Origin of the sequence: Pseudomonas sp. TMW22090 (genome assembly GCF_022496665.1) — a bacterium.
Classification (GTDB): domain Bacteria; phylum Pseudomonadota; class Gammaproteobacteria; order Pseudomonadales; family Pseudomonadaceae; genus Aquipseudomonas; species Aquipseudomonas gregormendelii.
Map to the genome: position 1 here is coordinate 240,897 of NZ_SCFH01000007.1, position 22,827 is coordinate 263,723.

Genomic DNA, 22,827 nt, shown 5'->3' on the forward strand with positions numbered 1-22,827 from the left:
ATCATGAGCCACTGGCTGTACCTTTCCCCCCCTGCAAGCGCCGACGCCGAGTGGTCCTTGACCTGGTGGCAGGCCAATACCCCGGCGCAGCACGGCAGCCTGGCACAGGCCGCCGCACAACTGCGCGGCCAGCCGCTGAACCTGCTGCTGCCGATGGAAATGGCCAGTTATCACCAGGTCAGCGTGCCCGCCCGCAGCGGTCGCTGGCTGCGCCAGGCGCTGCAGTCAGCCCTGGAAGAGCAGGTGGTCGACGACCTCGACGACTTGCATCTGGCCCACGGCCCAATGCGCGACAAAAAGCACTGCGCACTGTTTGCCATCGACCGCGAGCGCTTGCGCCAGTGCCTGGCAACGTTGGCCGAACAGGGCCTGCACCCGGTTCGCGTGCACATCGACGCCGACTGCCTGCCCGCCGACCAGCCCTGCGCACTGGCCTGGGACCATCGCTGGCTGATCGGCGGGGCGGCGCCGGCGCGCCTGGCGCTCGGCGACGCAGAACTGTCACAGCTCGCCCCACTACTGCCCGCGACGCTGCAATGGCTCGGCCCGCAGGCACCGACCGGCGTCCAGGGGCATTGGCAAGCGCAAGACGCCCCCTGGGCCGTGTTAAGTCAAGGCTCGGCGGGTGCCATCGACCTGTGCCAGGGCGCGTTCGCGCGCCCTGGCACACGCCGCTGGCCGTGGCGTGCCCTGGCCCTGGTGCTGGTGATCGGTGGCGCCGCACACCTGGCGCAGACTGTCGGCCATCGATTGCTGATCGAGCAACGCACGACAGCACTCAAGCAGGAAAACCTGGCCCTGTGGCAACAACGCTTTGCGGACGACGGCCCGGTCATCGACCTGCCACGCCAAGTGCAAGCCAAGCTACGCCAGCAAGGCCAAAGCCAGGTCGGGATGACCCACCAGCTGTCGCAACTGGCCGAACAATGGGGCGCCAGCGGCGGTGGACTGGCAGTGGTCCATCGCCTTAACTTTCAGCAGGGCGAAGGCTGGAGCCTGCAAGTCAGCGCCCCGGACTTCGCCGACCTGCAACAACTGCGTGAACGCCTGGTCAGCCAGGGTCTGAGCGTCAGCGCCGAGGCGTCTGTACGCGACAGCCAGGGCGTCAGCACGCGCCTCAAGATCAAGGAACAAGCCCTATGAGCGACGCCCCCGTGACCCCGACCGCAGCACCGTCAGCCGTTGCCGTTTTACGCCAGCGCTGGCAAGCCCTGGCCACCCGCGAGCAACAGGCCGTGCGCGGCCTGGCTGTGTTCATAGGCGTGATGGCCGCTTACCTGCTGCTCTGGCAACCGCCGCAACAGGCCCTGGCCCGCGCCGAGCAGGCGTTTAATCAACAGAGCCGTTTGCAACAGCAACTGCACAGCCTGCCCGCGCAACCGCGTGTCAGCAGCAAGGCCATCAGCGGCGAAGCGCTGCCGGGGCTGATTACCCGCACCAGCCGCCAGGCGCAGCTCAACCTCGAGCGCATGGACAACTCGCCCTCGGGGCACATCGACCTGAGCCTGGAAGGCCCTTTGGCTCCGTTTATCGGTTGGCTGGCGGAGCTCGAACAGCAACAGGTCAAGGTCCTGTCGCTGTCGCTGGAAGTCAGCCCGGATGCCCGGGCCAGGGCACAGCTGCAGTTGTCTGGCAGTTAGTCAGGGCGCTGGCTTGACCAGCTCCAGCATCAGCAACGCGGCGAGTTGCGCACGGCTGAACAACGACTCGACGTCCAGGCGTTCGCGCGCCGAATGCTCGCCATCGCCGCTGGCGCCGATGCCCACCAGCGCAGTTGAGACATAGAGTGCGACATAGGAAATATCACCGCCGCCACGCAACTCGGCGGGCAGCAACGTCACAGGGCCATGGCCCAGGCGCTGGCTGATCTGGCTGTAACGTTCTAAGAGTTGCAGGCTGCTGGCGGTGCTCGGCATTGGCGGCAGCACCTGCTCCAGATGCAGGGTCGAGGTGGTGCCGGGCAGGCTGTCTTTGACGATAGCGGCCATGCGCGCTTCGACCTGTTGTTTTTGCTCGGTGGTCAAGTAGCGCACATCGCCACTGGCGATGGCGGTTTGTGCCACCAGGGGCCCTTGCGCTCCGCCACCAGTGTGCCGGCGCGCTGCATCGCCGCTGGCAGCTCGATCCAGCGGGTGGTGAAACCGGCAGCCTGGAACTCGGGCTCCAGCCACTTGCCGACCTTGAGTACGCCTTCGATATTCAGGGTGCCACTGTGGGTGTTGACCAGACGTTCCAGCAGTGAGAGTTGTTCGGCTTTTTGCGAGGCGAGGTACTGACTGACCTGTTGATCCTTCGCCGCAGAGGCCTGCGCGCCCGCCAGCGGCGCCAATAGAAAAACAGACAAACCCAGCGAACCGAGTATTTTCTTAGATAAACACATAAGCCAGCACCGCCCATTAACAGAATCACCGAACAACAAGTACGCGCCTACAATTCCCTAAATCGGTATGGGGGCCACGCGGCGTTAAACATCTGAATCCCAGACAACCGTGACCGTACCCGAGTAGGTGCTGCCCGCATGATCACGCAACATCTCGTCGACGAAGCGATCGACGTCGAAGTGCAAGGTGGCGGCTTTAGTGTCCACGTAATGGCCTGGCTGAAATTTCACCTCCAGATCATGTCTGAGTTCCTGGCGAACGACCGGACGTCCCGTACCATCAACAATCCCGCCCGGCAAACTGACCCGGGCCGCTACGGGTATGAGGTGGTTGTTTTCATTTTTTATTCCGCACCATCGTCCATACATGTTGCTGCAAATCAATCGCATGCTAAAAGGTCCCGACGCCGAGATCTGGAAGGTCTGGTCACGAAACAGTTTTTTCGGTATGCGTGCCGGGTTTTGCAGCCAGGCTTGCCAGCCACCTTCGGGGAGCAACGCCACACGATTGCCACCCGGCGGAATATCGACTTTCAAGACATGTTCGACATCAAGGTTGAAATTCAACGTCAGGGCTCCGTCACTTGACTGCATGATATCGCCCATGTCGAAATCACCACCCGGGCCGATGCTGTAAGTTAAGGACCCTGTGTATTGCCCAGCTTTCATGGACAATGGTTTGGGGGTACGCAACTCGTATACATAGCTCAACGTGTCGTAACTCAGCACGGGTATCAAGTATTTGGCTTGTTTGGCACAAACCGCGCCGACAGGAAAACTCCAGATAAAACCCTCGCCAAAGCCCGCATCATCATAGCCTCCGCCAAGAGACCCGTAACACGGTGACGGCGGGTCCCAAGGGTGTCCCCCCCAGATTTCAGCATAGCCAGCGCTGCCGCCTGGATCACCACCGGTAAGTTCCCAAACCGGCCGATCAAACCTGTACCACCCCCCAAAACCTGAAATGCGTACTTCCACAGTTGCCCGATGCCCCGTGCCCGGATCAACTACATCAAGTCGGCGCCAATCGGACGGAATCTTGAATACAGCACCCTCACGCAGGCCATGGCCAGGTTTAATGGCAGCACGGGAATCGAACGTCACGGGCAACAGGAGACTGAACTGTATATCCCCCAAACACCCCGCAGGATAATCAGCACAGATACCACTCACCGGCGTGGTATTGACGAACTTGTTTTCCAGGGGCTTAGCAGAGTCTGGCCGATATATGGCCGTAATCTCTTGTGTAACTGCGCTGACCATCGGAACCCAAACACAGACGACAACCTGTATCAGGCACTTTAAAATACCCCTATCCAACCTTAAAATATCCAACTTACCCACCCGGCGCAGCCGCATTAAAAATCATATTAACATTGCCGTTATAAGCCCCCGGCTTGTACCCCCCAGCCGTCATCTGCGGAACAATTTCCAGCGGCACCCGACTGCCCACCTTGGCCTCCTGAGCCGAGACAACTTGATGGTACGCTTGCGCATCAAGCACCACCCCGTTGAACTTCACTTTCAACTGGATGTTGTCCGGCGCATTGCCATTGGATAAATACGGCGGGGCCACCAACTTCGCGCTCACCGCGCCGCCGTCATTAAGCACGTCAAACTCCTTGCGCAAACTGCCCAGGGTCGACGTGCGCACGTCCCACTGCAGTTCCTGCTCCTTGTGCATCCAGCCGGGGTCGGTGGGAGTCACGTAGAACTGCAGGGTCGGGATGCGCACCGAGACCTCGAACACGTGTTCCTCGCGAGCGGCCAGCGCCCAGGTGCTGGTCAACAGCAGCACGGTGGTGGTCAGTGTCTTGAACATGGCAAATACCTGTGGCTTCAGGGCGCCCTCGCCAGTGCGGGGCGCCGGGATCAACCCTTGACCTCGATGGTCTTTTTCTTCTCGCCTTCCACCAGCTTGAAGCGGTATTCGCGACCCGCCTGTTTGTCGAACTTGAACTCACGCCCGGCGAGGATGTGGTGCTTGGTCACCGGGTTGCATTCCCGTTCGTTCTTGCTCGAACAGTCCTTGAACTGATCGACGATCACCACGCTGTTGCCGTTATTGCGCAGGGTGTAGTGCTCCTTGCTGTTGTCGATCTTGGTATCAAAACGTGTGTGCTTGGGCCGTACGAAAAAGATCGTGCCGTAGCCGGCCAATATATTGACCCCGGCCGACAGCTCCTTTTTGTACTCTTCGCGCTCTTCACTCGACACCGCGAACTGGTCTTCCTGCTCCGGCACCACCGGAAGGAAGCGCACACGGAAATAACGCTCGTGCTCACGCTCGCCCATATACAGCAAGCGCGTGCCCTGCATGCCATTGGCCGGCACGATCAGGCGCGCCGGGCTGGCCATCAGGCCATCGCGGGCCACCACCTCGGCCTGGTTCTTGACCGGGACTTCCTGGGGCTTGCCATCGGCGTCGTAGACGATTTCCAGGATATTGACCTTGACGAACGCCGTGGCGTCGCCGCCATTGAACACCCGCTTGAGGTAGGTGCTTTTTTCGCCGTCGAGGTAGTCGTAGACCACCCCGACATTGATTTGGGGGCCGGCTTGCGCGAGTAATGGCAAACAGCAAAGACCGAAGAGCGTCATCAGGTGTTTCATCGGTTAAAACCTCGTTTGTTGCTTGAGACATAAGGTGTCGCCAGACCAGACTGTCGGGTCCTTGCCAACCGTGACCGTTGCCTGGGCAGTGCCTGCGTAGTGACCAAGCCCATGAGCACTGAGGAACGCCATTAACCGGCCTTCTCGGCTTTGTAAGTCGCATCCGCCAGGGTATCCGGCGAACAGCGCAAATCACCGATCATCAACACATCCTGCTCGGTCGGTTGTGCCGCCGGGTCGAGGCGGAACTGGCACAGCAACTGGTCGTTGTGACGCACTTCCAGGGTCGGCGCGCTGGCGCTCATTTCCATCGAGAAGAAGCCATCCACTTCGCTGACCCCACGGCTGGCGTGGTTGATCACGTGGTGGCCCTTGAGCGGTCGGCCTTGCGGGTCGAGCAGGCGACCGAGCACGGTCAGGGTCTTGCTGACGGTGATCTTGCGGTACTCGACGCCGCCCTTGTTCAGGTGATAACGGGTGCGCACCGGCTGGATATTGGCGGCCGGCACGTGGTTGCCCTCGAAGTCGAAGCTGACCGTGCTGTTACGGTAGGCAGTGATCGGCACGAAATTACGCCCGGTGTGCAGCCGGGTGCTGCCGCCGCTCAAGTCGTCGGCGCGCAGGGCGATGCCTTCGAGGTCGGACTCGACGTCGATGATCATGCCGGCGCCATCGCCCCGGGACTGGCTGGTCAGGGTCATCTGTTCGCCGCTGAAGGCAAAGGTGCTGTCCAGGTTCAGGCCACCGGTGAGGTTGCCGTTGTAAGACGAGCGTTGGGCGAAGGCATCGCCACTGACCGCCTCGGTGAGGAAGCTGGCGGTGCCGGAGACGCCGACGCCGTAGGTATCGTGGGTGGCGGTCGCGGAAACGCTTTGCAGCAGGTGATCCTGCAGGGTCTTGCGATAGGTGACCGAAGCATTGTTGTCGCGGCCGCCGTCACGGGCCGTGCGTGAGCCGATGCTGCCGCTGATCTGCTGGCCGGGGCCACCCAGGGACAGGTTGAGGCTCAGGTCAACCCCGCGGTTGCGCTGGTTGCCGCTGCTGGAACTGCCGGGGCGGTCGAACAGCGACAGCCGCCAGTTACCGTCGCTGCCGAACAAAAAAGTGCGTTGGTTCCAGCCCAGATCGAGGCCGACGCCTTCGGTGTAGCCGTCGCTGTGGGAGATCCGTGCATTGAGCGAGCTTTTCTGGCTGACGCGGTGGTTGACCGACAGCGACGAGTTGCTGGTCTGGCCGGTGAACACGTTGCGCTGGCGGATGCGCGTGCCGTCGGGCAGGGTCTCGTAGGTATTGCGGGTGTCCAGCCAACTGCGGGTATGGCTGGCGATGAGACTGCCGGAACCGTAGCTGTAGAGGCCTTGCAGATCGACCCCGGTGCCGTAGTCCTGGGTTTGATAGAGGTTGGCATAGAGGCTGACGCTGTCGGCCAGGCTCCAGTCGACCGAGGTGCCATATTGCAGGGTGTCGCGGACCTGGCGGCCGGACAGGCCGACCACCACCCGCGGGTGCAGCAGGTAGTTCAACGCGACACCGGCGGTCATGGCGTTGTTCTTGTCGTCTTCCCAGTTGCTCAGCAGCTTGGTCTCGCGCCCGGCGAACAGGTTGTAGCGCCAGCGTTCGTCAGGGTTGCGCCAGTTGTTGGGCTTGTACACCAGTTCCTGGCTGGTCGAGGTGATCTGCCCGTCTTCGATCAGGCGCACTTCGACTTCGTAGATACCGCCGGGCAGTGGCCGGGTATCGAGGGTCTGCAACCCGGCGGGCACCGGCTGGGTGTTGATCAACAGGCCGTCGCGGTAGATCTCCACCGAACCCAGGCGATTGGCGGTAACGTAGATCGGGTAGACGCTGGGTGTCGCGCTGTCGATGGCCAGGCTGTCGGAACTGCCGTACATCACGCCCAGGGCGGTGTCCGGGCTGTTGCCAAAGGTCCGCGGCTGGCGGCTCAAGCCTTCGGAGGCGGGGGTGAAATAGCCCAGGCGCAGGAAGTTGCCCTGCAGCTCACGCTGGCTGTAGAGCTCGTGCACCGAATGATAGAGCTGGTCATCGCCACCGCCCATGCGCGCCAGTTGCATGTTGAAGCTCTGGGTCCAGTTGCCCAGGCTGCTGCTGGCCTCCAGGCCGTAGCGCCCACCCAGGTCCTGCTGCTGACCGCCGTTGAGGTTCAACTGGTTGCGCACGATCAGGCCGGTACTGCCAGCGCGCGGCTGGTCGTAGAAACGCGGCGTCTGGCTGTCACGTTCGGCGCGCTCGGTGGCAATCGACACCAGCGAGTTTTCCAGGCTGTAGTGGACCGCGAGCATCTGCTCCGGGCAACTGCCGGCACAGGCCCCCAGCGGTACGCCCTGTTGCAGGTAGGCGGCCCAGGTGTCGCGTTCATAGGCCGGGACACGACTGTCCGCGACGTCGGTAAATTCCAGCAGGGTGATGCGATCGTCGCGCGACAGCACGATCATTGCCTCACCGAGAAATTGTTGATCGACTTCGACGCGAACCGCCAGCGGCACATCGAAAAAGTGTTCCTCGAATTCACTGGGCAGGCCCTTGGCCTGGGCCATTAAACTGCGAGGCGTGGTGCCGATGGCAGTGGGGGCCGCGAGCGCACTGGCACAGAAAAAAAATGCAAGCGCCGCCGCGATGGGCGTCATCGGGAACATGCAGGGAATTCTCTTGGCGAAAATAAAGTTAAAAACGGGCTGGTGGGTCCTGGTGACTCGCCAGCCGCGTAAGGCCGCCGTTAAACAACTGCTTGGTTAGCGGCGTCTCAAGGATTGACGGCAGCGGGCTCGAAGATCAGCGCCACGGTGCCGGTGTAGTTGCCTTCGGGATGACGAGCCGAGCCCGTGGTCTGCTCTGGCTTGATTTCAAACGCGACCTGGCGGCCCGCCTGGGCCTCTGCAGCGTTAACCACTTCATTGCTAGTGGTCTCTACTTTTTTACCGTGAACAAACACGTCCAACTTAATCTTGTTGGCGCCGCTGATCAGCTCCGGCTCAGAGACCAGCTTGGCATTGATGCCGGCCGTGGTACTCAGGACCTCGAGTCTTTTGCTCCAGTCAATCAGTTGCTTGCGCTGGGTATCCCAGCGGATTTCCTGTACGGAGCTCCAGTCTTCACTCGCTGGCGGACGGACATGGAAAGTCGGACCCGGCACATTGGCCTTGAGCTGAATGGTGATCGCTTCTTCCGTCGCGGCCATGGCCAGGGAAGAACTCATCAGCACAGCAACCGAGGAAAGGGAGAACGCAAGTTTTCTTAACATTTTTCACTACCTGTGATTGAGAGAATCGTTAGTCAAGTCAAAACGATCCAGCCAAGTGAAACGGACACGTCGGATCCACGGCAAACTTCAAAATGTTCAAGATGGTAATCACGACATATAAAAATTTCAGACCGCAGACATAACGAAAATGCCCTATTGACTGTTTGACGCCATCAAGATAATCAGAGCACACCATCGTGCCTCTAGGAAAACTCCTAGAAAACAGACCAATAAATAAAATGATCTTTTACTTACAATTAAGTCTGACAGACTCGTACTACACACCCACCAAATCCAGTACTTGTCTTATCCAGACTGCGTCTATTATCCGCTAGCACAGCGACAAAATAGAGCATTTATACAAATTAGAGCGTTTATACAAAACCAACAATCACGTCGACTATAGGACGAGGGTGATTTGCACCACCGTTGGGAATTCAGGTCTAACCGCGCAGCGCGCAGAGGTAACCGAGTCGGAACGAACACCCTGAGAGAACGACCGGGTAGCCCGGCCGGGGGAATGGCCTGCCGTGCCAATTGCGCGCCTGACTCAGAACAACTAATCAAGCTCAAGATTGCCATGAGCAACCTGGTAATAAGCCGTATAAGGCAACAAGACAACATCAAATACGGTCGAAGCCATGATATCGAGCAGTATAAAGGGCGTGTTATTGACATGTGGTGCATGCCCACTGGCTTCAGCGCGCGGAGGGCCATTCAACACACATAAATCATAAATAAGGCCACTGAATACGCGAGGCAAGGCGCCACAATGGGTCTGTGACCATTTGAGCGTAGAGACCACTACAGGGTCAGGAACAAAGACACTGTTGATAGTCCCGCACCCCGAGAGGCCAAACAGCAAACAGCATAGGGATAAAAATCTCACACGGACACCTGCACTATCATTGACAACATTTGATCAAGACTTAAAAAGTCATAACATTTTACGCATGCTTTGGCTGGTCACCTGATAGCCCGACTCATCGTAAAGGCGCCGCGCACCCGCATTATCAAAGTAAACCTCCAGCGCAATGGAGCGCACGTTCAGGGTCACAAAAAATGCTTCGATTTCCTGCATTGCCAATCTTGCATAGCCTTTGCGCCGACAGGATTCATGGATCATCAGGTCGAATATGAAACCTTCACGCCGTTCCTCTTCGACCACCCCAGCCCAGATGGCGCCTACACACTCACCCAGGGCACTGTCCTTGATATCGAACAGATAGTTGTCCGGAGTCAGCAACCCCTCGGGCAGCAACCGGGCAAAGGACGCCTCGGCCAGTGCCGGCGCCCGATCAGTTTCCCACTCGCCGGTGCGCTGCATCTGCGCGGCGAAATCGGCAACGCTGTAAGCCTTGAAGCGCTCGAATGAAGCGGCGGACATGGGTTCCAGGACGATCATCACATTGCTCCCAGGCAGAAACTCTTTCAGTAAAAAAACAGGAGTGGCTACAGCCAAACACGATACACAACTAAAACAGAAGAAACCAACACAGCAAGTGATTACATATTACTTTATATTTATTGCTTTACTCGCACTGAATATAACGACGACTACCGCAGAATATCACTTGCATCTATAAGATTATTCTTAACCCCGAAACTTACACAGTTTTTAAATGTAAATGATGCCCAACCGGCCTACTGCACTGATAAGCATGTAGACGGCCGTGATCGCAGTAATGAATGGGTACATCAGAAAGACAATGGGGGGGGGCAGTCAGGCCGCCTTCGCTGGCAAGCCAGCTTCCACAGGGGACCGTGCGCACGCGGAACGTGTTCACGCCATCGCGGGAAACACAACTCACCCAAAACCTGTAGAAGCCAGCTTGCTGGCGATGGACTCAGGTACGCCGCATTCAGCCAGCCCACACGCGTTATCGTTAACGACCATCGCCAGCAAGCTGGCTCCTGCAGGGGAACGCGTACAACAAGCCAACCCTTAGCCTGTCGGCAAGGTGTCAGCGACTCGCCGCACCCAGCGTATAGCGCCCGGTGTTTTGACGAACATCCGGTTTGATGGGGCCGTTCTGCTGGCTGAAGACAAAAGTTCCACGCTGGTTGGATTCACACACCAGGGTCCATGTGTAGTTCACCGGCTCACCCTGATAAGTTTCTCGCATGACCAACTGCCCCAGGTCGCGTGCATGTTTACGGTATTCATATTCGCCTGTGGACACGATCGGCGTCCCGAGCACCTCCAGTTGATAACTTCCATCGTTGAGCGTTAACCGAACTTGATTACCGGCGTTGGGATTACTCGGCGAATAAAGTGGATCGGCCACATTGATCATGGTCTGATTGACCAGTGAATCCGGCATGTCACAGCTGGCATTGACCTGAGACGCCAGACCGGCGAGCAATGATAGGGTTATGACGCGCGATAGCATCAGAGAATCTCCAAGCAAATAGGGAACGTTTTTAGAACGATGGTAGAAAAAATGTGGCGAACATCTGGATGGTATTTTAATTTCCATGCAGAGTTGCGCACCCGCAAAACCTGACGAGCATTAGCGTAAACATTCTTTATACCTATAGGATTTTGCTTACTTCTTGAGATGTGCACCCGGCCGCGTCGTCAAGGTAATACTTCCAGCAATGCTGCCGAAATTCCCTCACGGATAACTAAACCCTTTAACCAGCGTCAACTCCCCCACCGCCCGCATCGGCACCACAAACGTCTCCATCTTCTCGTTCGGCGTGCCTTCCTGCGTAATCACCGTCACCTGCGCCGTGGTCAGCGGCTGCACGGCATCTTCCTGGCCTTCGTCATCGCTGCGGTACCCGCCGCCGAAATAATTCACGTACACCAGGTATTGCCCCTTGATCGGTGCCGGCATGGCGAAGATTTCCGGGCCGTAGCCGGTGGTCACGTCGACGTCGAGCGCCGCGCCGTTCGGGACGGCGCGGTCGCCGTACCAGATGTGGGCGCCGTCCGGGGTGATGAGGTGCAGGTCCAGGTCGGTGTTGTCGCTGTCCCATGCCAGCAGTACCCGCAGCTTGGCCGGGGTGGCGCCGCCGCTGGTGTTGAGGAATTGGCTGCGGTGGCGCTGCTGGCCGTCGGGGCTGCGGACTTCGACGCTGTTGCTGCCGTTGGGGAAAGAGAACGGGCGATCGAAGCGGCCGGCGTCGTCGATCTTCAGGGGCATGCTGACGCCGTTGACGATCAGGCGGCCTGGCTCGGTGGATTTGGGGGTGGCCTTGATCTGGCCGCTGATGCGGGCGGTGTTGGCCTGCCCGGCTGGCGTGTTGACCGACGAAGCCGGGTAGTTGACGGTCTGGCGGAAACGCTCGCCCTCCCCCTCGGGCGCACCGGTGCGCCAGCCGCCGACGGGGGTGTCGAGTTTCACGGCGCTCTGGGCCGCCACCATTGTCGGCAACAGGCAAAGGAACAGGATGATCGGTGAATAACGGAGTTTCATGGCCTATTCCAGCAGCAGGTGACGGGCAAGCCCTTCGATGTAGGTTTCGTCCTGGCCGTTGGGATGTGCTTCAAAGGCCAGGTGCAAGTATTCATGGGTCAGGTCGAGACGATCCTGCAGCGACAGCACGCCGCGCACATAGAGCCGCTGGCGTTCGCGGTCGACATAGGGGCGGCCGAACGCCAGGCGGCAGACGGCGAAGGTGCTGACTTCGTTGTAGCCGACCTCGCTGTCCAAACGCCCACGCCAGCTGCGGCGCTGTTTTTGCAGCCAGTCCTGGGCGGCGGGCAGTGCTTCGCAGGACGCCACAGGGTTGTCCCAGCGGCTGAGGCTGGCGCGTGGATAGGCATGCAGCAGGATGGCGTCGTAGCGCTGACCGGCGTTGGCTTGTTCGACGGCGTGTTGCCAGGAGAGTTTGTCCGGGCCGGGCTGGTCGGAGTGATAGGTGACGGTGCTGCCGGCCAGGACCAGGTCGCTGGTCCACGCGGCAATGTTGCGCGATTGGGCGATGGCCGGGCGTGGGGCGACGCGTTGGCGGGTGCTGCTGTCGTCGATGCTCAGGCAGTCGCCGCTGCGGGTGGCGTTTTGCAGCAGGTAGGTACGGATCGCGATGGCCAGGGCTTTGGCCGCTTCAACCGGTTCGGATTTGGCTTCTCGCTGCAGGACACGGGCGACGTATTCTTCGCGGTCCAGGCGCGCAACGAGTTTGTCCTTGAGCAGAAACAGCTCACCGTCGCTGTGGATAGCCAGCTGATTGCCATTAGCGAACTCCACGCGATAGTCGCCCTGCAATGGCCCATCGGCAACCACCCGATCCCCCGCCAGAACCCGTTCAACCGGATAGCGTGAAAACAGACCAACCTCAATGCAACGTCCCGCATCCAACGGCCAACCCACCGGCAACACTGCCGCCAGGGCCTGGCCATGTTTGCGCAGAACCATCTGACTGGTGCCGCGCCCACCGGCCCAGATCGGCGTGCCATCCACCGTCCAACCGGCAAACCCGCCCTGACGCGACGCAGGGTCCTGATCCCCCAGCCAGCTCCAGGTTTTCACCCGCAGCCGGCCGCCGAGTTCACCGACGACATTGCCATCCGCCGCGTTCAACACCACATCGAGCAACACCTGCCGCGCCTGATCCTGCGCGGGCATTACGGCCAGCATCCGCAGCAAGTCAACGACCTGCACCCGGGTCGAAGGCTGCAACGACGGCAAGTTCAGCAACCACTGCGGTGCCTGCCGTGCCTGCCAATACGTGCGCCATTGAGCGCCCGCAATGCCCAACCGCGCAGGCTCAAAGTACAACCCGCAGGAATTTACCAGCGCCTGATCACGCCCGATCTTGCCGCCAGTCGTACAGCAATACACTTCTTCCTTCGACTGCCCGCGACATTCATAAGGTGGTTCATGGGCGCCGGTATCCACCAGCCATGCGTAGACAAACAGCTTCCACATACTGCCTAACGGCGTCTGCAGATCTGAAGGCAACGGCTCGCGGGAGATCAATTGCGTCCGGTTCAACGACAGCAATTCACCCTTGAAGCCCAGCCGCAGCGGGTCGTCCTGCGCTGTCGCCAGCGCAGGGAGCAAACACAGCAGTAGCCAGGCCAGACGCCGGGTCATGTCAGTGGACCATGACCTGGCCAAGCGCCGGTTTCTGTTCCTGGGCCTGGTGCTGTGGCGCGTAGATCTGGGTGAACCGCACTGGCGGCAGGTTGAACTGGCCTTTGTGCGAGAAGCGCACCAGGTGACGCACGCGCAATTCGCCGCTCAAGGCATCCACTGGAATGGCGTAAGCCATTTGCCCCGGTTCGAAACGCGCCTTCTCCAGCGAAGTCGGTTCGGTGCCGGCCTTGCCCATCAACTTGATGCCCCAGGTGGTGCGCTCGACATCGGCGCCCGGTGGCAGCGGCACTTCGATCATGCCGTAGCGCAGCGGTTTCGGCGCTTTGCTGGTGATGACCACTTCGTCCAGGTACAGGCTGTCGCTGGACAACGGCTTGCCGTTCACCGGCTCGAGCTTGAAGGTGAAGGCTTCGTCACCGGGCACCAGTCGTGACAAACGGCGGGTAACGGTCACGGCCAACGGCTCGGCTGGCGGCTGCCGTGTCTGGAAACTCAGCGCGGCTTTTAACGGCCGCTCCTGTGCCCCGGACAAGGCCAGCACTGTCGGCACTGGCGTAGCGCCCTGCCACGTCCAGTACAGCTCACCGGTAGCGCCATGCTGTTTCTTCCAGCCGTCTCCCGGTGCCAGCGCGATGGTGGGCGAGGCCTGTTCAATGCTGCGCGCCAGCCAGGTCAGCGCCAAGGCGCGTTCCAGGGTGGATTGTTGCGGCAGCAGGCGTTGCAGCAAGGCTTGCGCCCGGGCCTGTTCGAAGGGTTGCAGCGACAGATTTAATGCTTCGACAAAGGGGTGTGAACTGACCTCCAGGCGCTGCCGGGCGTCCGCCAGCTGACGATTGAACGCCTCCGGCAGGCTGACCCTCAACGGGTTGGCCAGGGACGCCGCCAGCACGCGGGCCACCGACAGGCCCAACGCCGAATCCGGATCGCCCATGACCAGGCTGTCTTGCGCGTCGTCGAGCATGTTCGCTGCCGGCCCCTCGCCTGCTTGTGTCAGGTCTTCCAGCAAGCCGCTGAGCAAGGTGTTTACCGGCAATTGCATCTGCTTGGCGAAAGCCAGAATCAGTGCCCGCTGCAGCAGTGGCGTGTTTTTCGCTTGCTTGGCGTATACCTCAAGCACCCGCTGCCAATGCTCCGGCGGCAGGGTCAGTTCCAGCGCTTTACTGGCGTACCAGTCGGCGTAATAGGCGTAAGCGGTGAGGAAGGCGTCCGGCTCCCCGTCCTGGCCCCACCAGGTGAAACTCGCCGTAGGACCGGCCATATGCACCAGGCGCAGGCGGCTGTTTTGCATGATCAGGCGCAAGCGATCGCGGACCTGAGGGTTCGACGACAGCGATGGATAGGCGATGCTCAATGGCAACAACTGGCTGGCGGTTTGCTCGACGCCACCATACGGGTCACTCAACAAATCATCGAGCGCCGAGCGGAACAACGCTTGCGGACTGTCATCCAGGCGCAGGCGAATATCCGTCGCGTCCGCCGGCAAGTTCAGCGCTGTATCACCGCTGGGCGCATCCACCACCTGGCTTTGAGTCACCTGCCAGCCTTCACCGGTCGCAGTCAGGCGCACGGCCAGGGCGTCGGCGGTCTTACCGTCCTGCACAAGTTCAGCCGTCCAGTCCCCACTCGCCAAAGCAAACGCTGGCAACGCGATGTAGTTGATGCCGTTGTTCAGGGTCACCGGCACGCGCTGGTCGGCGCCGCCGTAATGAATCACCAGCTCAGCCTTGACCGGTTTTTCGGCCTGGCTGAAGGCGAACACACCGAGATCGGGTTTGTCGCCGGTACGGAATCGGGTAGGGCCGCTCCACTTCAGGTACAGCGGTTTTTCCGAGCGCACGAATTGTTTCTTTTGCCCGACCTGCCCGTCATCAGCGATGGCCCGGGCAGTGATACGCCAGCGAGTCAGCGAGTCCGGCATCTTGAAGGTGAAACGGGTTTTGCCGCTGGCATCGGTCACCAATTCCGGCTGCCAGGCGGCAGTGTCGACGTCTTCACGACGCGGGCGCTCCAGTACTTTCACCCCGCGCTCGCTGCGGTTGGCTTTGCCCGGCGCGCCTGGGCTGCCGGGCAATGCCACGTCGTAGCTGATGAACGACAGGCTGGCGCTGGTACGCACGTTGTTGCGGCGCGGGTGGTAGAAGAACTGGTCGATGGTCGGCGCAACTTCCGGTTGCAGCGCGTAGATCATTTCATCGACGACGCTGACCGTCAGGTGCGCCGCAATTGGCTTGCCGGCGAACTGGGTGGTCAGGTCAACCGACACGGTATCGCCCGGCTGGTACGCCTCTTTATCGGTGGCAATCGCCACGTCGATTTGCGGCGTCACCACTTTGATGCCGGCGTTCTGGAAGCTGTACTGACCGCCCTTGGTGTAGAGCACGGAGAATGTCAGGTTCGGTGCAAAGTTATCCTTCACCGGGATGCGCGCGCGGTACTGGGTCTCGCTGAGTTTTTCCATCTTCAGCCAGTCACCGCCCCTGGACAGCAACGCGGTGGCCTCGACCTTGTCACGCTCCAGGGACAGCAGTGCATCGCTGACCGGTTCCGGGAAGGTGATCAAGGCGAGGGCTTCATCGCCGGTCGCGTACTCGGGTTTATCGAGGACAATTTCCACAGTGCCCGGCACGGCTTTGACCCCCTCGCCGGTGACCGAATGACCGGTGGCGCCGACGACGCGGCCATGTTCATCCTTCAGCGTCAGGTTGTAAGTGCCCGGACGGTCGAAAGCGATAGTGAAGCCTTGGTCTTTCGCGCCGAGTTTGCCCTCGCCGGTGCTCTGGTCTTCCAGACGCACCCAGCTGTAGCTGCTCGGGGTCACGGCTTTGCTTTGCTCGCCAGCACTTTCGTTGGCGTAGCCGAAGGCAACCTTGTCGCCGACTGCGCTGAAGCGCTGCGGTGCACGCAAGCTGAAACTTGCAGCACCACGATCGATGAGGATTTCCTTGGTGGTCCTGACCCGATACGCCGCGCCATCACTGGCGAACACCGTCAGCATGTAGCGGCTCGGTTTGTCGGCGGCCGGCAGGTCGAGGGGCGCGTTGCCCTTGGCATCGGTGGTCAGTTCGGTGCTGGTCAGCTCGATCGGGAATTGCCCGAGGTATTGCAGCTCGTTGTCGACCATCGACAGCTGCTGGGCGCGCAGGCTCAGGGTCAACTTGGCGTTGGCCACCGGTTTGCCGTCCGGGTACAACAGCACGAGGCTGCCCTTCACCGGCTCGCCCGTGCGGAAATCCTGCTTGGCCAGGTTCAGCGAAATTTCGAAGTGCGGCTTGATGTATTCGGCGACGCGGAAGGCACTGCTGTAGGCCTGATCCTTGTAGCTGAAACGCATTTCATAACCGCCCGCCACCGCGTTGTCCGGCAGCTGGAAACGGCCCTGGGTACCGGCTTTGGAGTCGAGCTTCAGAGCCAGCGATTGCAGCGCCGTGCCGGTGGCATCGAGCACGGTCACGTTGACGTCGGCAGCAGTCGGCGCCATCGATTCCCGCGCGTTCTTGAACTCGCGGCCGACGATTTTCAGCGACACCCAATCCCCTGGCCGGTACAGCGGCCGGTCGGTGAACGCGTAGAGTTTGGTGTCGTAGATTTCGCTGTCGTAATAGAAGTTTTCGGAGACGAAAACACCGCCCTCCTCGTCCTCGCCGATCACGAACGAACGCTCGGGGCTGACGTGTTTCAGCCGCAGCAAACCGTCCGTGTCGGTAGCGCCGCTGCTCATCACGCCGAGGCCATCGGTCCACAGCACATTAACCTTCGGCACCGAGCTGCCTTCGTGTTTGCGCGCCGCCCAGACCACCAATTCATCACCGGCAATTTTGCTCACCGCCACGGTGTTGGAGACGAACACCATGGTGGTTGCGCGGTACTTGCCGATCAGCGCCTCCACCAGATAAAGACCCGGCTTCAAATGACCCAGCGGGATGTAGACGTTGCCCGCAGCGACGCTGACAAAATCGCTGGAGGAACCGGCCAGGTTCACGCCTGGCGGCGGCTGGATCGGCTTGGCCTCCCACAGCGGATAGCGGAACTGGCTGACCACCGGCAAGCCCGGAATCAGGGCGAACTGCGGCTGGGCATCGTAGGGCGTGGGCGCAGCCATGGCGGCGCCCATCTTCAGCTCCGGTACTTGCTCGGTGACCTGTTTACGCGACTCGTAGGAAAACGCTCGCTGCATCACTCGACGGGACTTGCGGTACCAGTTGTCCCACAGGTACGCGAGGGTGTTCGACAGGCCTTCGCCCTTGAACTGGCCATCGCTGACCACCCGGTGCAGGTTCTTCTGGCGCTTGAGAAAGTCCAGCGGCTTGTCGATGCGATACACCCGGATATCCGCGCCGCCATAGGGCTCCATGCGAAACCGGCGGTAATCGCGCCCGGGGGCTTCGAGCCGAACCACTGCGGGTTCGTCGCTGGCAAAGCTGCTGTCGGCCAGCAGGAAAAAACTCTCGCCGGGCACCGGCGTGTAGCCACTTGGCTCGACGCTGTCTTCAGCATCAGCCGCCGAGAAAGGCAGCATCAGAACCAACAGCAAAGGCAGAAAACGCAGCATGCGGGCACCGATCATTGGGAGAGAAAATTCAGTCGATAGACGCCGATGAAGTTGGGATTGGCTGCGTCGGGTATCCATCGGGTGTCCTTCCATGTCATGAGTTGCTGCAGGCTCGCGGAGCGCATGCCGTTGTCAGTGGGGGTGGTGGTGCCAGTGTGATAGGCAATGTTGCGGCCCATCCAGATCATCAAGTGCTGGTCGTCACCCTGATCAAAAAACATCAGGTCGCCGGGCCGGGCCTGAGCCACGTCACGGCCAACCAGATGACTGTTGAACTGGATCAGCTTGATCGCGTTGACGTAGGGCCCGACCTTGCCGCCACCTTGCTGCCACTGCCGGGCCAGGCCACGTTGCGCCTCACTCAGTTGCAATTGCGGCGGCAGGTAGCGATTGGACATGCCATTGCTGCGCAGCCATTTGTCGTCATGCACCTTCAGGGCTTCGTTGGCGGCAAATCGAACCAGCCCGGCGCAGTCCTGCTGATACCAGCGCGGGCTTGGGCCCTGCACCAACTGTTCCTGGGCGATGCGTACGAACCAGGCGCGAAACACTTGGGATTGCTGTGGATCGAGCGAGGCCGCGTCGCTGGCGAACACGCGAGTGCCCAAGAGCATCGCCACCAGGCCAAGGCTGCGGACAAGCAAGGTCACAGGGCTTTCCACTGCAACGGCAGCCACTGCCAATGGCCGTTGGGCTCACTGCCTTCGGGCAAGGTCAGGGCGTATTTACCATAGCCGCCCAGCGTGCGCAGTTTGGGCATCAGGTAAGTCTGGGCGGCGTTGTAAAACACCGGTTCCATGTCCTGTGGCAGGCTGTCGAGGGTTTCGCGCTGCATCAGTTGCGCCATGGCATCGGGGCCGAAATACACCGGCATCAACAGGTCTTTCGGCACCAGGTCGGCCATCGGCGGAAAACGCTTGTCGAGGGTGTCGAGGGCTTTGTCGACGAGTTTGTCGTCGAGGGAGAACAGCAGCGTCGAGCCATGGCGCGCCAGACTCACGCGCATGAACGCCTTGCCGGTGATCGCCGCCGGTTGCTCGGCCTCGCTGGCAGCATAGGGGCCGAAACTGGAGCTGACCTGACGCTGCCACTGACGGGTGTCACCCTGCTGTTTCTCCACCACAGGGAAAGCATGCTCATCGACCTTGCCTTCATAGGCACCGACCATCGAGCCGAACAAAGTGCCCAGGTCGCCGTCGAGCCTGGCACTGTCATCATCGTCCAGGCTCGCCACCATCAACGGTGTGTACAGCCGCGAATCGGCGTACCAGCACAGGCCGGCAGCACCTGCCATGTGTCCGGTCAGCGCCTGGGCCACCTTGTCATCGGCGCCGAGCTTCACCAGTAAAGGTTGCTGTTGCTCGGCGGCCAGCGGCAAGGCCACGCAAGCGCTGGCGCCCATGGGCATGGCCTGCCAGATCGGCTTGAAATCGAAGTCTGGCTGATTGTCCAGTTCGTCCATGGCGAGGAAGCCGTGCCAGCCCTGGTCGTCCATGTCGAAACGAAGCCCGGCAAAGCTGGGGATGAATCGCTGGTAGCCCATGGCCAAAACACTGGAATTCACCGACAACCGCTGTTTCACCCCCGGGGCTCGGGGTGGCAGGCCAAAGGCCTCGGGAAACAGTTTTTCGCCATTGAGCAAGGCCGCGATGGCCTGGCTGGAAACACTCCCCGGCTCTGGCGCTGCGCCATCTTCGGGGTCGTGCAGGCGGATCGGATTGGACAGCACCACCAATTTGTCGCCATGAGAAGCGAACAGCAACGCCTTGGTAGCGTTATAGGTCAGCTGGTACAGCGCGACGTCGTCGGCGCCGACTTTCACCTCAGCGACCTTGCTCAACTGGGTATCATCCAGCGCCACTTTGGCCAGCGGCTCCAGCACTTTGGCCAGGCCTCCACGATCCATCACCAGCAGAAAATCCTTCAGGCGACCATCTGCCCCGCGCCACAGTGCAACGTCTGCCGGCTGATCGAACAGCTGCTCGATGAGGCTGTCCTGTAATTTCAGGTCATGCTCGTAGATGATCCGTCGCAGGCTGCCGATCAAGCCCAGGCGATCGGCATGGGTCTCGTAATAGAAGACGAAATCCTCAGTCAGGGTTTCCTTGAGGAACGGCACGGCCAGCAGGTCTTTGGGCAACTGACTCAGGGAATGGGTTTCGAGCAGGCCGTCCGGCCGGCTCATTCCCAGCTTGTCGCTGGCCAGCAGTGCCATGGGTGCCTTGGGTTTGTACATGAACCAACCCATGGCGCCGGCCACGCCAGCCACTACGCACAGGCCGATCAACAATGCCGGCCAGCGACGCGGGAGGTTGGCTGACGCAGGTACGGTGTTATCGCTCATATTCACGCTCATGTTCCCGAGGCTCAGCTGTTCATCCGTGGAGCGGGATGCTTAATAGTTGAAAGTCTTGACCAGCAGCAGGTCACCAATCGCGCGCAGGGGCACGATGAAGGTTTCGCGTTTTTCGTTGACAGTGTTCTCATTCAGCACCAGGTTGATTTGCGAGGTGATGACCTCGTTCTGGTTACTGGCCTCATCGAAGTTATAGCCGCCGCTACCGAAGTTGCCCCAATAGTTGACGTAAACCAGATAGGTGCCACGCATCGGCGCGGTCATGGTGAACATTTCCGGGCCGGGACCGTCCACCCCATCCGGGTCCAGGCCGCCCCCGTTGGATAACGCCGGATGCGACCAGAATGCATGCTGGCCATCGGGTGTGACGATGTGCAGGTCGAGCTCGGCTTTCGGATCGTCCCAGCCCAGCACCACGCGAATCTGCGCCGGGGTGCGCAGGCTGTTGGCTTCATAGAATTGAACGCGTTTGAGGGATTTGCCTTCGGCGCTGCGCACTTCGACACTGTTGGAGCCGGCACCGAACGCATAGGGCCGGGCGAAGCGACCCTGGTCGTCGGTATACAGATTCAGGGGATTGCCGTTGACCGCCAGGGTATGCGGCCCGCGCTGGGTGCCGATGGCCTTGAGCTGGCCCTGGATCATGGTGCGATTGCGCTGCACGCCCCGGTCGATGGGTGGCGTCGGATAGGCAACCTGAGAGTATTCGCTGCGATCGAGCAAGCCGTTGTAGCGCCAGCCACCGACCGGTTCTGACAATTGCGCCGTCGGCTCGGCCAAGGCGGCAGTCGCGCAGACCCACCCCAGCATCACCAGAAGAAATGAACGCATGTAACGCCTCCTGCCATGCACAACGAAACCTTGCGCCTGATCCTCGGCGCGTGACAGATCCAGATACTGCGTTTCGTCAAAAAAGACCCGCGAATATCGGGTCAAGGATGGCGCGAGGTTAGACAGTCGGGCGGTTTTTAACAATCAGGTCTGGCTGATTTGCAGTAGGCATCGCGCCCAAGGGGCGGACGGTGAGCCGAATAAACGCCATATTCGGCTCATCAGATGAGCCGAATAGACGTTCTAATCGGCTCACACATCTTAAAAGGACCGGACTATGGCCCCGAACTGGATCTGGCAACAGTCGGATTGGCCTGACTTCAAGTGGCAATCCGAACGCCTCGCACCTTTGCTGCGCGATTGCGTTCAGGCGCAAGGACAGTTGAGGCGGGATTAGCGCGGCGCAGAATCAGGCTGTGGCGAAGGTGTCCAAGGCGACTGCCCGGCGGTGGGCGTAACACTCGCTATCAAATCAATTTTCCAGACCCTTCAACACCATGACCTGTTGCAACACACTCCTGTGGGAGTGTGTCAATGCCCCTGAAACAGGTCATAAAACCCCCGTCCATTTGCCCATAACCCCCATGTCTGCTAGTGTCGCGCCGGTTTAACGTCAACCGGAAATAGCCGCCATGGCCCGCAAAAAAGCTGCACTGGATTTCGAACAATCCCTCGCTGACCTGCAAACACTGGTCGAGCGACTGGAGAACGGCGAGTTGTCGCTGGAGGATTCGCTGACGGCTTTCGAGCAGGGCATCGGGCTGACTCGCGATTGCCAGGCGGCGCTGGCTCAGGCCGAGCAAAAGGTTCAGGTGCTGCTTGAGCGCGATGGCGAACTCGCCGAGGAACCCTTCGACGCGGAACAACCGGAATGATTGCCGCCTATTCGGCCAATAGCCAGGCGCGTGTCAACGCGGCACTGGAGACCTTGTTTATCGCCCCAAGCCCCGAACTCGGGCGTTTGTACGAAGCCATGCGTTACAGCGTGATGAACGGCGGCAAACGCGTTCGCCCATTGCTGGCCTATGCCGCCTGCGAAGCACTGGGTGGCAAGGTCGAGCAGGCCAATGGTGCGGCCTGTGCGGTTGAGCTGATCCACGCCTACTCCCTGGTGCACGACGATTTGCCGGCCATGGACGACGACGATCTGCGTCGCGGCCAGCCAACTACGCACAAAAAATTCGATGAAGCGTGCGCCATTCTGGCCGGTGATGGCTTGCAGAGCCTGGCGTTCAGCGCCCTGCTCGATCCGCAGCTGAGCAGCGCCGATGCTGACATCCGCCTGCAGATGGTCAGCGCCCTGGCGTTGGCCGCAGGCCCGGCCGGCATGGTGGGCGGCCAGGCTATCGACCTCGGCTCGGTGGGCCTGAAGCTCGATCAGAAGGCGCTCGAATACATGCACCGGCACAAGACCGGCGCGTTGATCGAAGCCAGCGTCAAGCTTGGCGCCCTGGCCAGCGGCCGTGCCGAAAAGGACGAACTGAAGTCCCTGCAGACTTATGCACAGGCCATCGGCCTGGCATTCCAGGTGCAGGACGACATTCTCGACGTCGAAAGCGATACCGAAACCCTGGGCAAACGCCAAGGTGCGGACATCGCCCGCGACAAGCCGACCTATCCCGCCCTGCTCGGTCTCGATGAAGCCAAGACCTACGCCCTGGAATTGCGCGATCAGGCCCTGCACGCCCTGCGACCGTTTGACGCGGCCGCGGAGCCGTTACGCGACCTGGCCCGCTATATTGTCGAGCGCCGCAGCTGACGGCGTATCCGCCAAGTTAAAACCAACGC

Annotated in this window: 19 protein-coding genes and 1 pseudogene; 5 read left to right on the forward strand and 15 right to left on the reverse strand. The window is 60.5% G+C overall.

Annotated elements, in window-relative coordinates; translation table 11 throughout:
- The first annotated feature begins 3 nt into the window (after positions 1-3).
- Complete coding sequence (gene gspL / locus EQV97_RS20705; protein ID WP_122839056.1) at positions 4-1,143, forward strand: type II secretion system protein GspL; 1,140 nt, start codon at positions 4-6, stop codon at positions 1,141-1,143.
- Positions 1,140-1,640, forward strand: coding sequence for a type II secretion system protein GspM (gene gspM / locus EQV97_RS20710; RefSeq protein WP_122838893.1), 501 nt, complete (start codon positions 1,140-1,142; stop codon positions 1,638-1,640). Before gspL ends, gspM begins: the two co-directional genes overlap by 4 nt.
- Here the strand turns inward: gspM and EQV97_RS20715 are convergent, their stop codons facing one another.
- From EQV97_RS20715 to EQV97_RS20785, 15 genes are all read right to left on the reverse strand, one after another.
- Positions 1,641-2,063, reverse strand: coding sequence for a hypothetical protein (locus tag EQV97_RS20715; protein ID WP_122855755.1), 423 nt, complete (start codon positions 2,061-2,063; stop codon positions 1,641-1,643). It lies immediately after the preceding gene.
- Positions 2,021-2,380, reverse strand: coding sequence for a M20 family metallopeptidase (locus EQV97_RS20720; protein WP_163019392.1), 360 nt, complete (start codon positions 2,378-2,380; stop codon positions 2,021-2,023). Before EQV97_RS20720 ends, EQV97_RS20715 begins: the two co-directional genes overlap by 43 nt.
- 84 nt (positions 2,381-2,464) lie before the next feature.
- A complete protein-coding gene (locus EQV97_RS20725) occupies positions 2,465-3,739 on the reverse strand; it encodes a hypothetical protein (protein ID WP_240889693.1) in 1,275 nt (424 codons plus the stop codon).
- Positions 3,717-4,202 (reverse strand): CS1 type fimbrial major subunit, encoded by a 486-nt coding sequence (locus tag EQV97_RS20730; protein ID WP_240889695.1) that lies wholly within the window; start codon positions 4,200-4,202, stop codon positions 3,717-3,719. The genes EQV97_RS20725 and EQV97_RS20730 overlap by 23 nt, the downstream gene beginning before the upstream one ends.
- 50 nt (positions 4,203-4,252) lie before the next feature.
- Complete coding sequence (locus EQV97_RS20735; protein WP_240889697.1) at positions 4,253-4,993, reverse strand: molecular chaperone; 741 nt, start codon at positions 4,991-4,993, stop codon at positions 4,253-4,255.
- A gap of 131 nt (positions 4,994-5,124) precedes the next feature.
- Entirely contained in the window at positions 5,125-7,647 is a 2,523-nt protein-coding gene (locus EQV97_RS20740) for a TcfC E-set like domain-containing protein (protein WP_122838888.1), read from the reverse strand.
- A gap of 107 nt (positions 7,648-7,754) precedes the next feature.
- Positions 7,755-8,207 carry a CS1 type fimbrial major subunit gene (locus tag EQV97_RS20745; protein ID WP_163019391.1) on the reverse strand — a complete coding sequence of 151 codons (453 nt, stop codon included), beginning with the start codon at positions 8,205-8,207 and terminating at the stop codon, positions 7,755-7,757.
- Between the two features lie 982 nt (positions 8,208-9,189).
- The gene (locus EQV97_RS20750) at positions 9,190-9,657 is read right to left on the reverse strand and encodes a GNAT family N-acetyltransferase (RefSeq protein ID WP_240889699.1); all 468 of its coding nucleotides are present in this window, start codon (positions 9,655-9,657) and stop codon (positions 9,190-9,192) included.
- A 559-nt stretch (positions 9,658-10,216) separates the two neighbouring features.
- Positions 10,217-10,645 carry a hypothetical protein gene (locus EQV97_RS20755; RefSeq protein WP_122838884.1) on the reverse strand — a complete coding sequence of 143 codons (429 nt, stop codon included), beginning with the start codon at positions 10,643-10,645 and terminating at the stop codon, positions 10,217-10,219.
- A gap of 225 nt (positions 10,646-10,870) precedes the next feature.
- Positions 10,871-11,677: a DUF2135 domain-containing protein gene (locus EQV97_RS20760; RefSeq protein WP_240889701.1), complete on the reverse strand. Its 807-nt coding sequence runs from the start codon at positions 11,675-11,677 to the stop codon at positions 10,871-10,873.
- A 3-nt stretch (positions 11,678-11,680) separates the two neighbouring features.
- On the reverse strand, positions 11,681-13,300 hold the full coding sequence (locus EQV97_RS20765; RefSeq protein WP_240889703.1) for a DUF2300 domain-containing protein: 1,620 nt from the start codon (positions 13,298-13,300) through the stop codon (positions 11,681-11,683).
- A 1-nt stretch (position 13,301) separates the two neighbouring features.
- The gene (locus EQV97_RS20770) at positions 13,302-17,867 is read right to left on the reverse strand and encodes an alpha-2-macroglobulin (protein WP_240889705.1); all 4,566 of its coding nucleotides are present in this window, start codon (positions 17,865-17,867) and stop codon (positions 13,302-13,304) included.
- The gene (locus EQV97_RS20775; RefSeq protein ID WP_163019400.1) at positions 17,864-18,466 is read right to left on the reverse strand and encodes a DUF1175 family protein; all 603 of its coding nucleotides are present in this window, start codon (positions 18,464-18,466) and stop codon (positions 17,864-17,866) included. Before EQV97_RS20775 ends, EQV97_RS20770 begins: the two co-directional genes overlap by 4 nt.
- 32 nt (positions 18,467-18,498) lie before the next feature.
- A complete protein-coding gene (locus EQV97_RS20780) occupies positions 18,499-20,196 on the reverse strand; it encodes a DUF2138 domain-containing protein (protein ID WP_240889706.1) in 1,698 nt (565 codons plus the stop codon).
- A gap of 51 nt (positions 20,197-20,247) precedes the next feature.
- Positions 20,248-21,039 carry a DUF2135 domain-containing protein gene (locus EQV97_RS20785; RefSeq protein WP_240889708.1) on the reverse strand — a complete coding sequence of 264 codons (792 nt, stop codon included), beginning with the start codon at positions 21,037-21,039 and terminating at the stop codon, positions 20,248-20,250.
- Positions 21,040-21,316: 277 nt separating this feature from the next.
- On the opposite strand from EQV97_RS20785, the pseudogene EQV97_RS20790 reads away from it, so the two are divergent.
- From EQV97_RS20790 to ispA, 3 genes and pseudogenes are all read left to right on the forward strand, one after another.
- Positions 21,317-21,424: pseudogene (locus tag EQV97_RS20790) on the forward strand (DUF4172 domain-containing protein); the annotation flags it as partial.
- Positions 21,425-21,671: 247 nt separating this feature from the next.
- On the forward strand, positions 21,672-21,914 hold the full coding sequence (locus EQV97_RS20795; RefSeq protein ID WP_003228627.1) for an exodeoxyribonuclease VII small subunit: 243 nt from the start codon (positions 21,672-21,674) through the stop codon (positions 21,912-21,914).
- Positions 21,911-22,798: a (2E,6E)-farnesyl diphosphate synthase gene (ispA, locus tag EQV97_RS20800; protein ID WP_122838876.1), complete on the forward strand. Its 888-nt coding sequence runs from the start codon at positions 21,911-21,913 to the stop codon at positions 22,796-22,798. Before EQV97_RS20795 ends, ispA begins: the two co-directional genes overlap by 4 nt.
- The last annotated feature ends 29 nt before the right edge of the window (positions 22,799-22,827 follow it).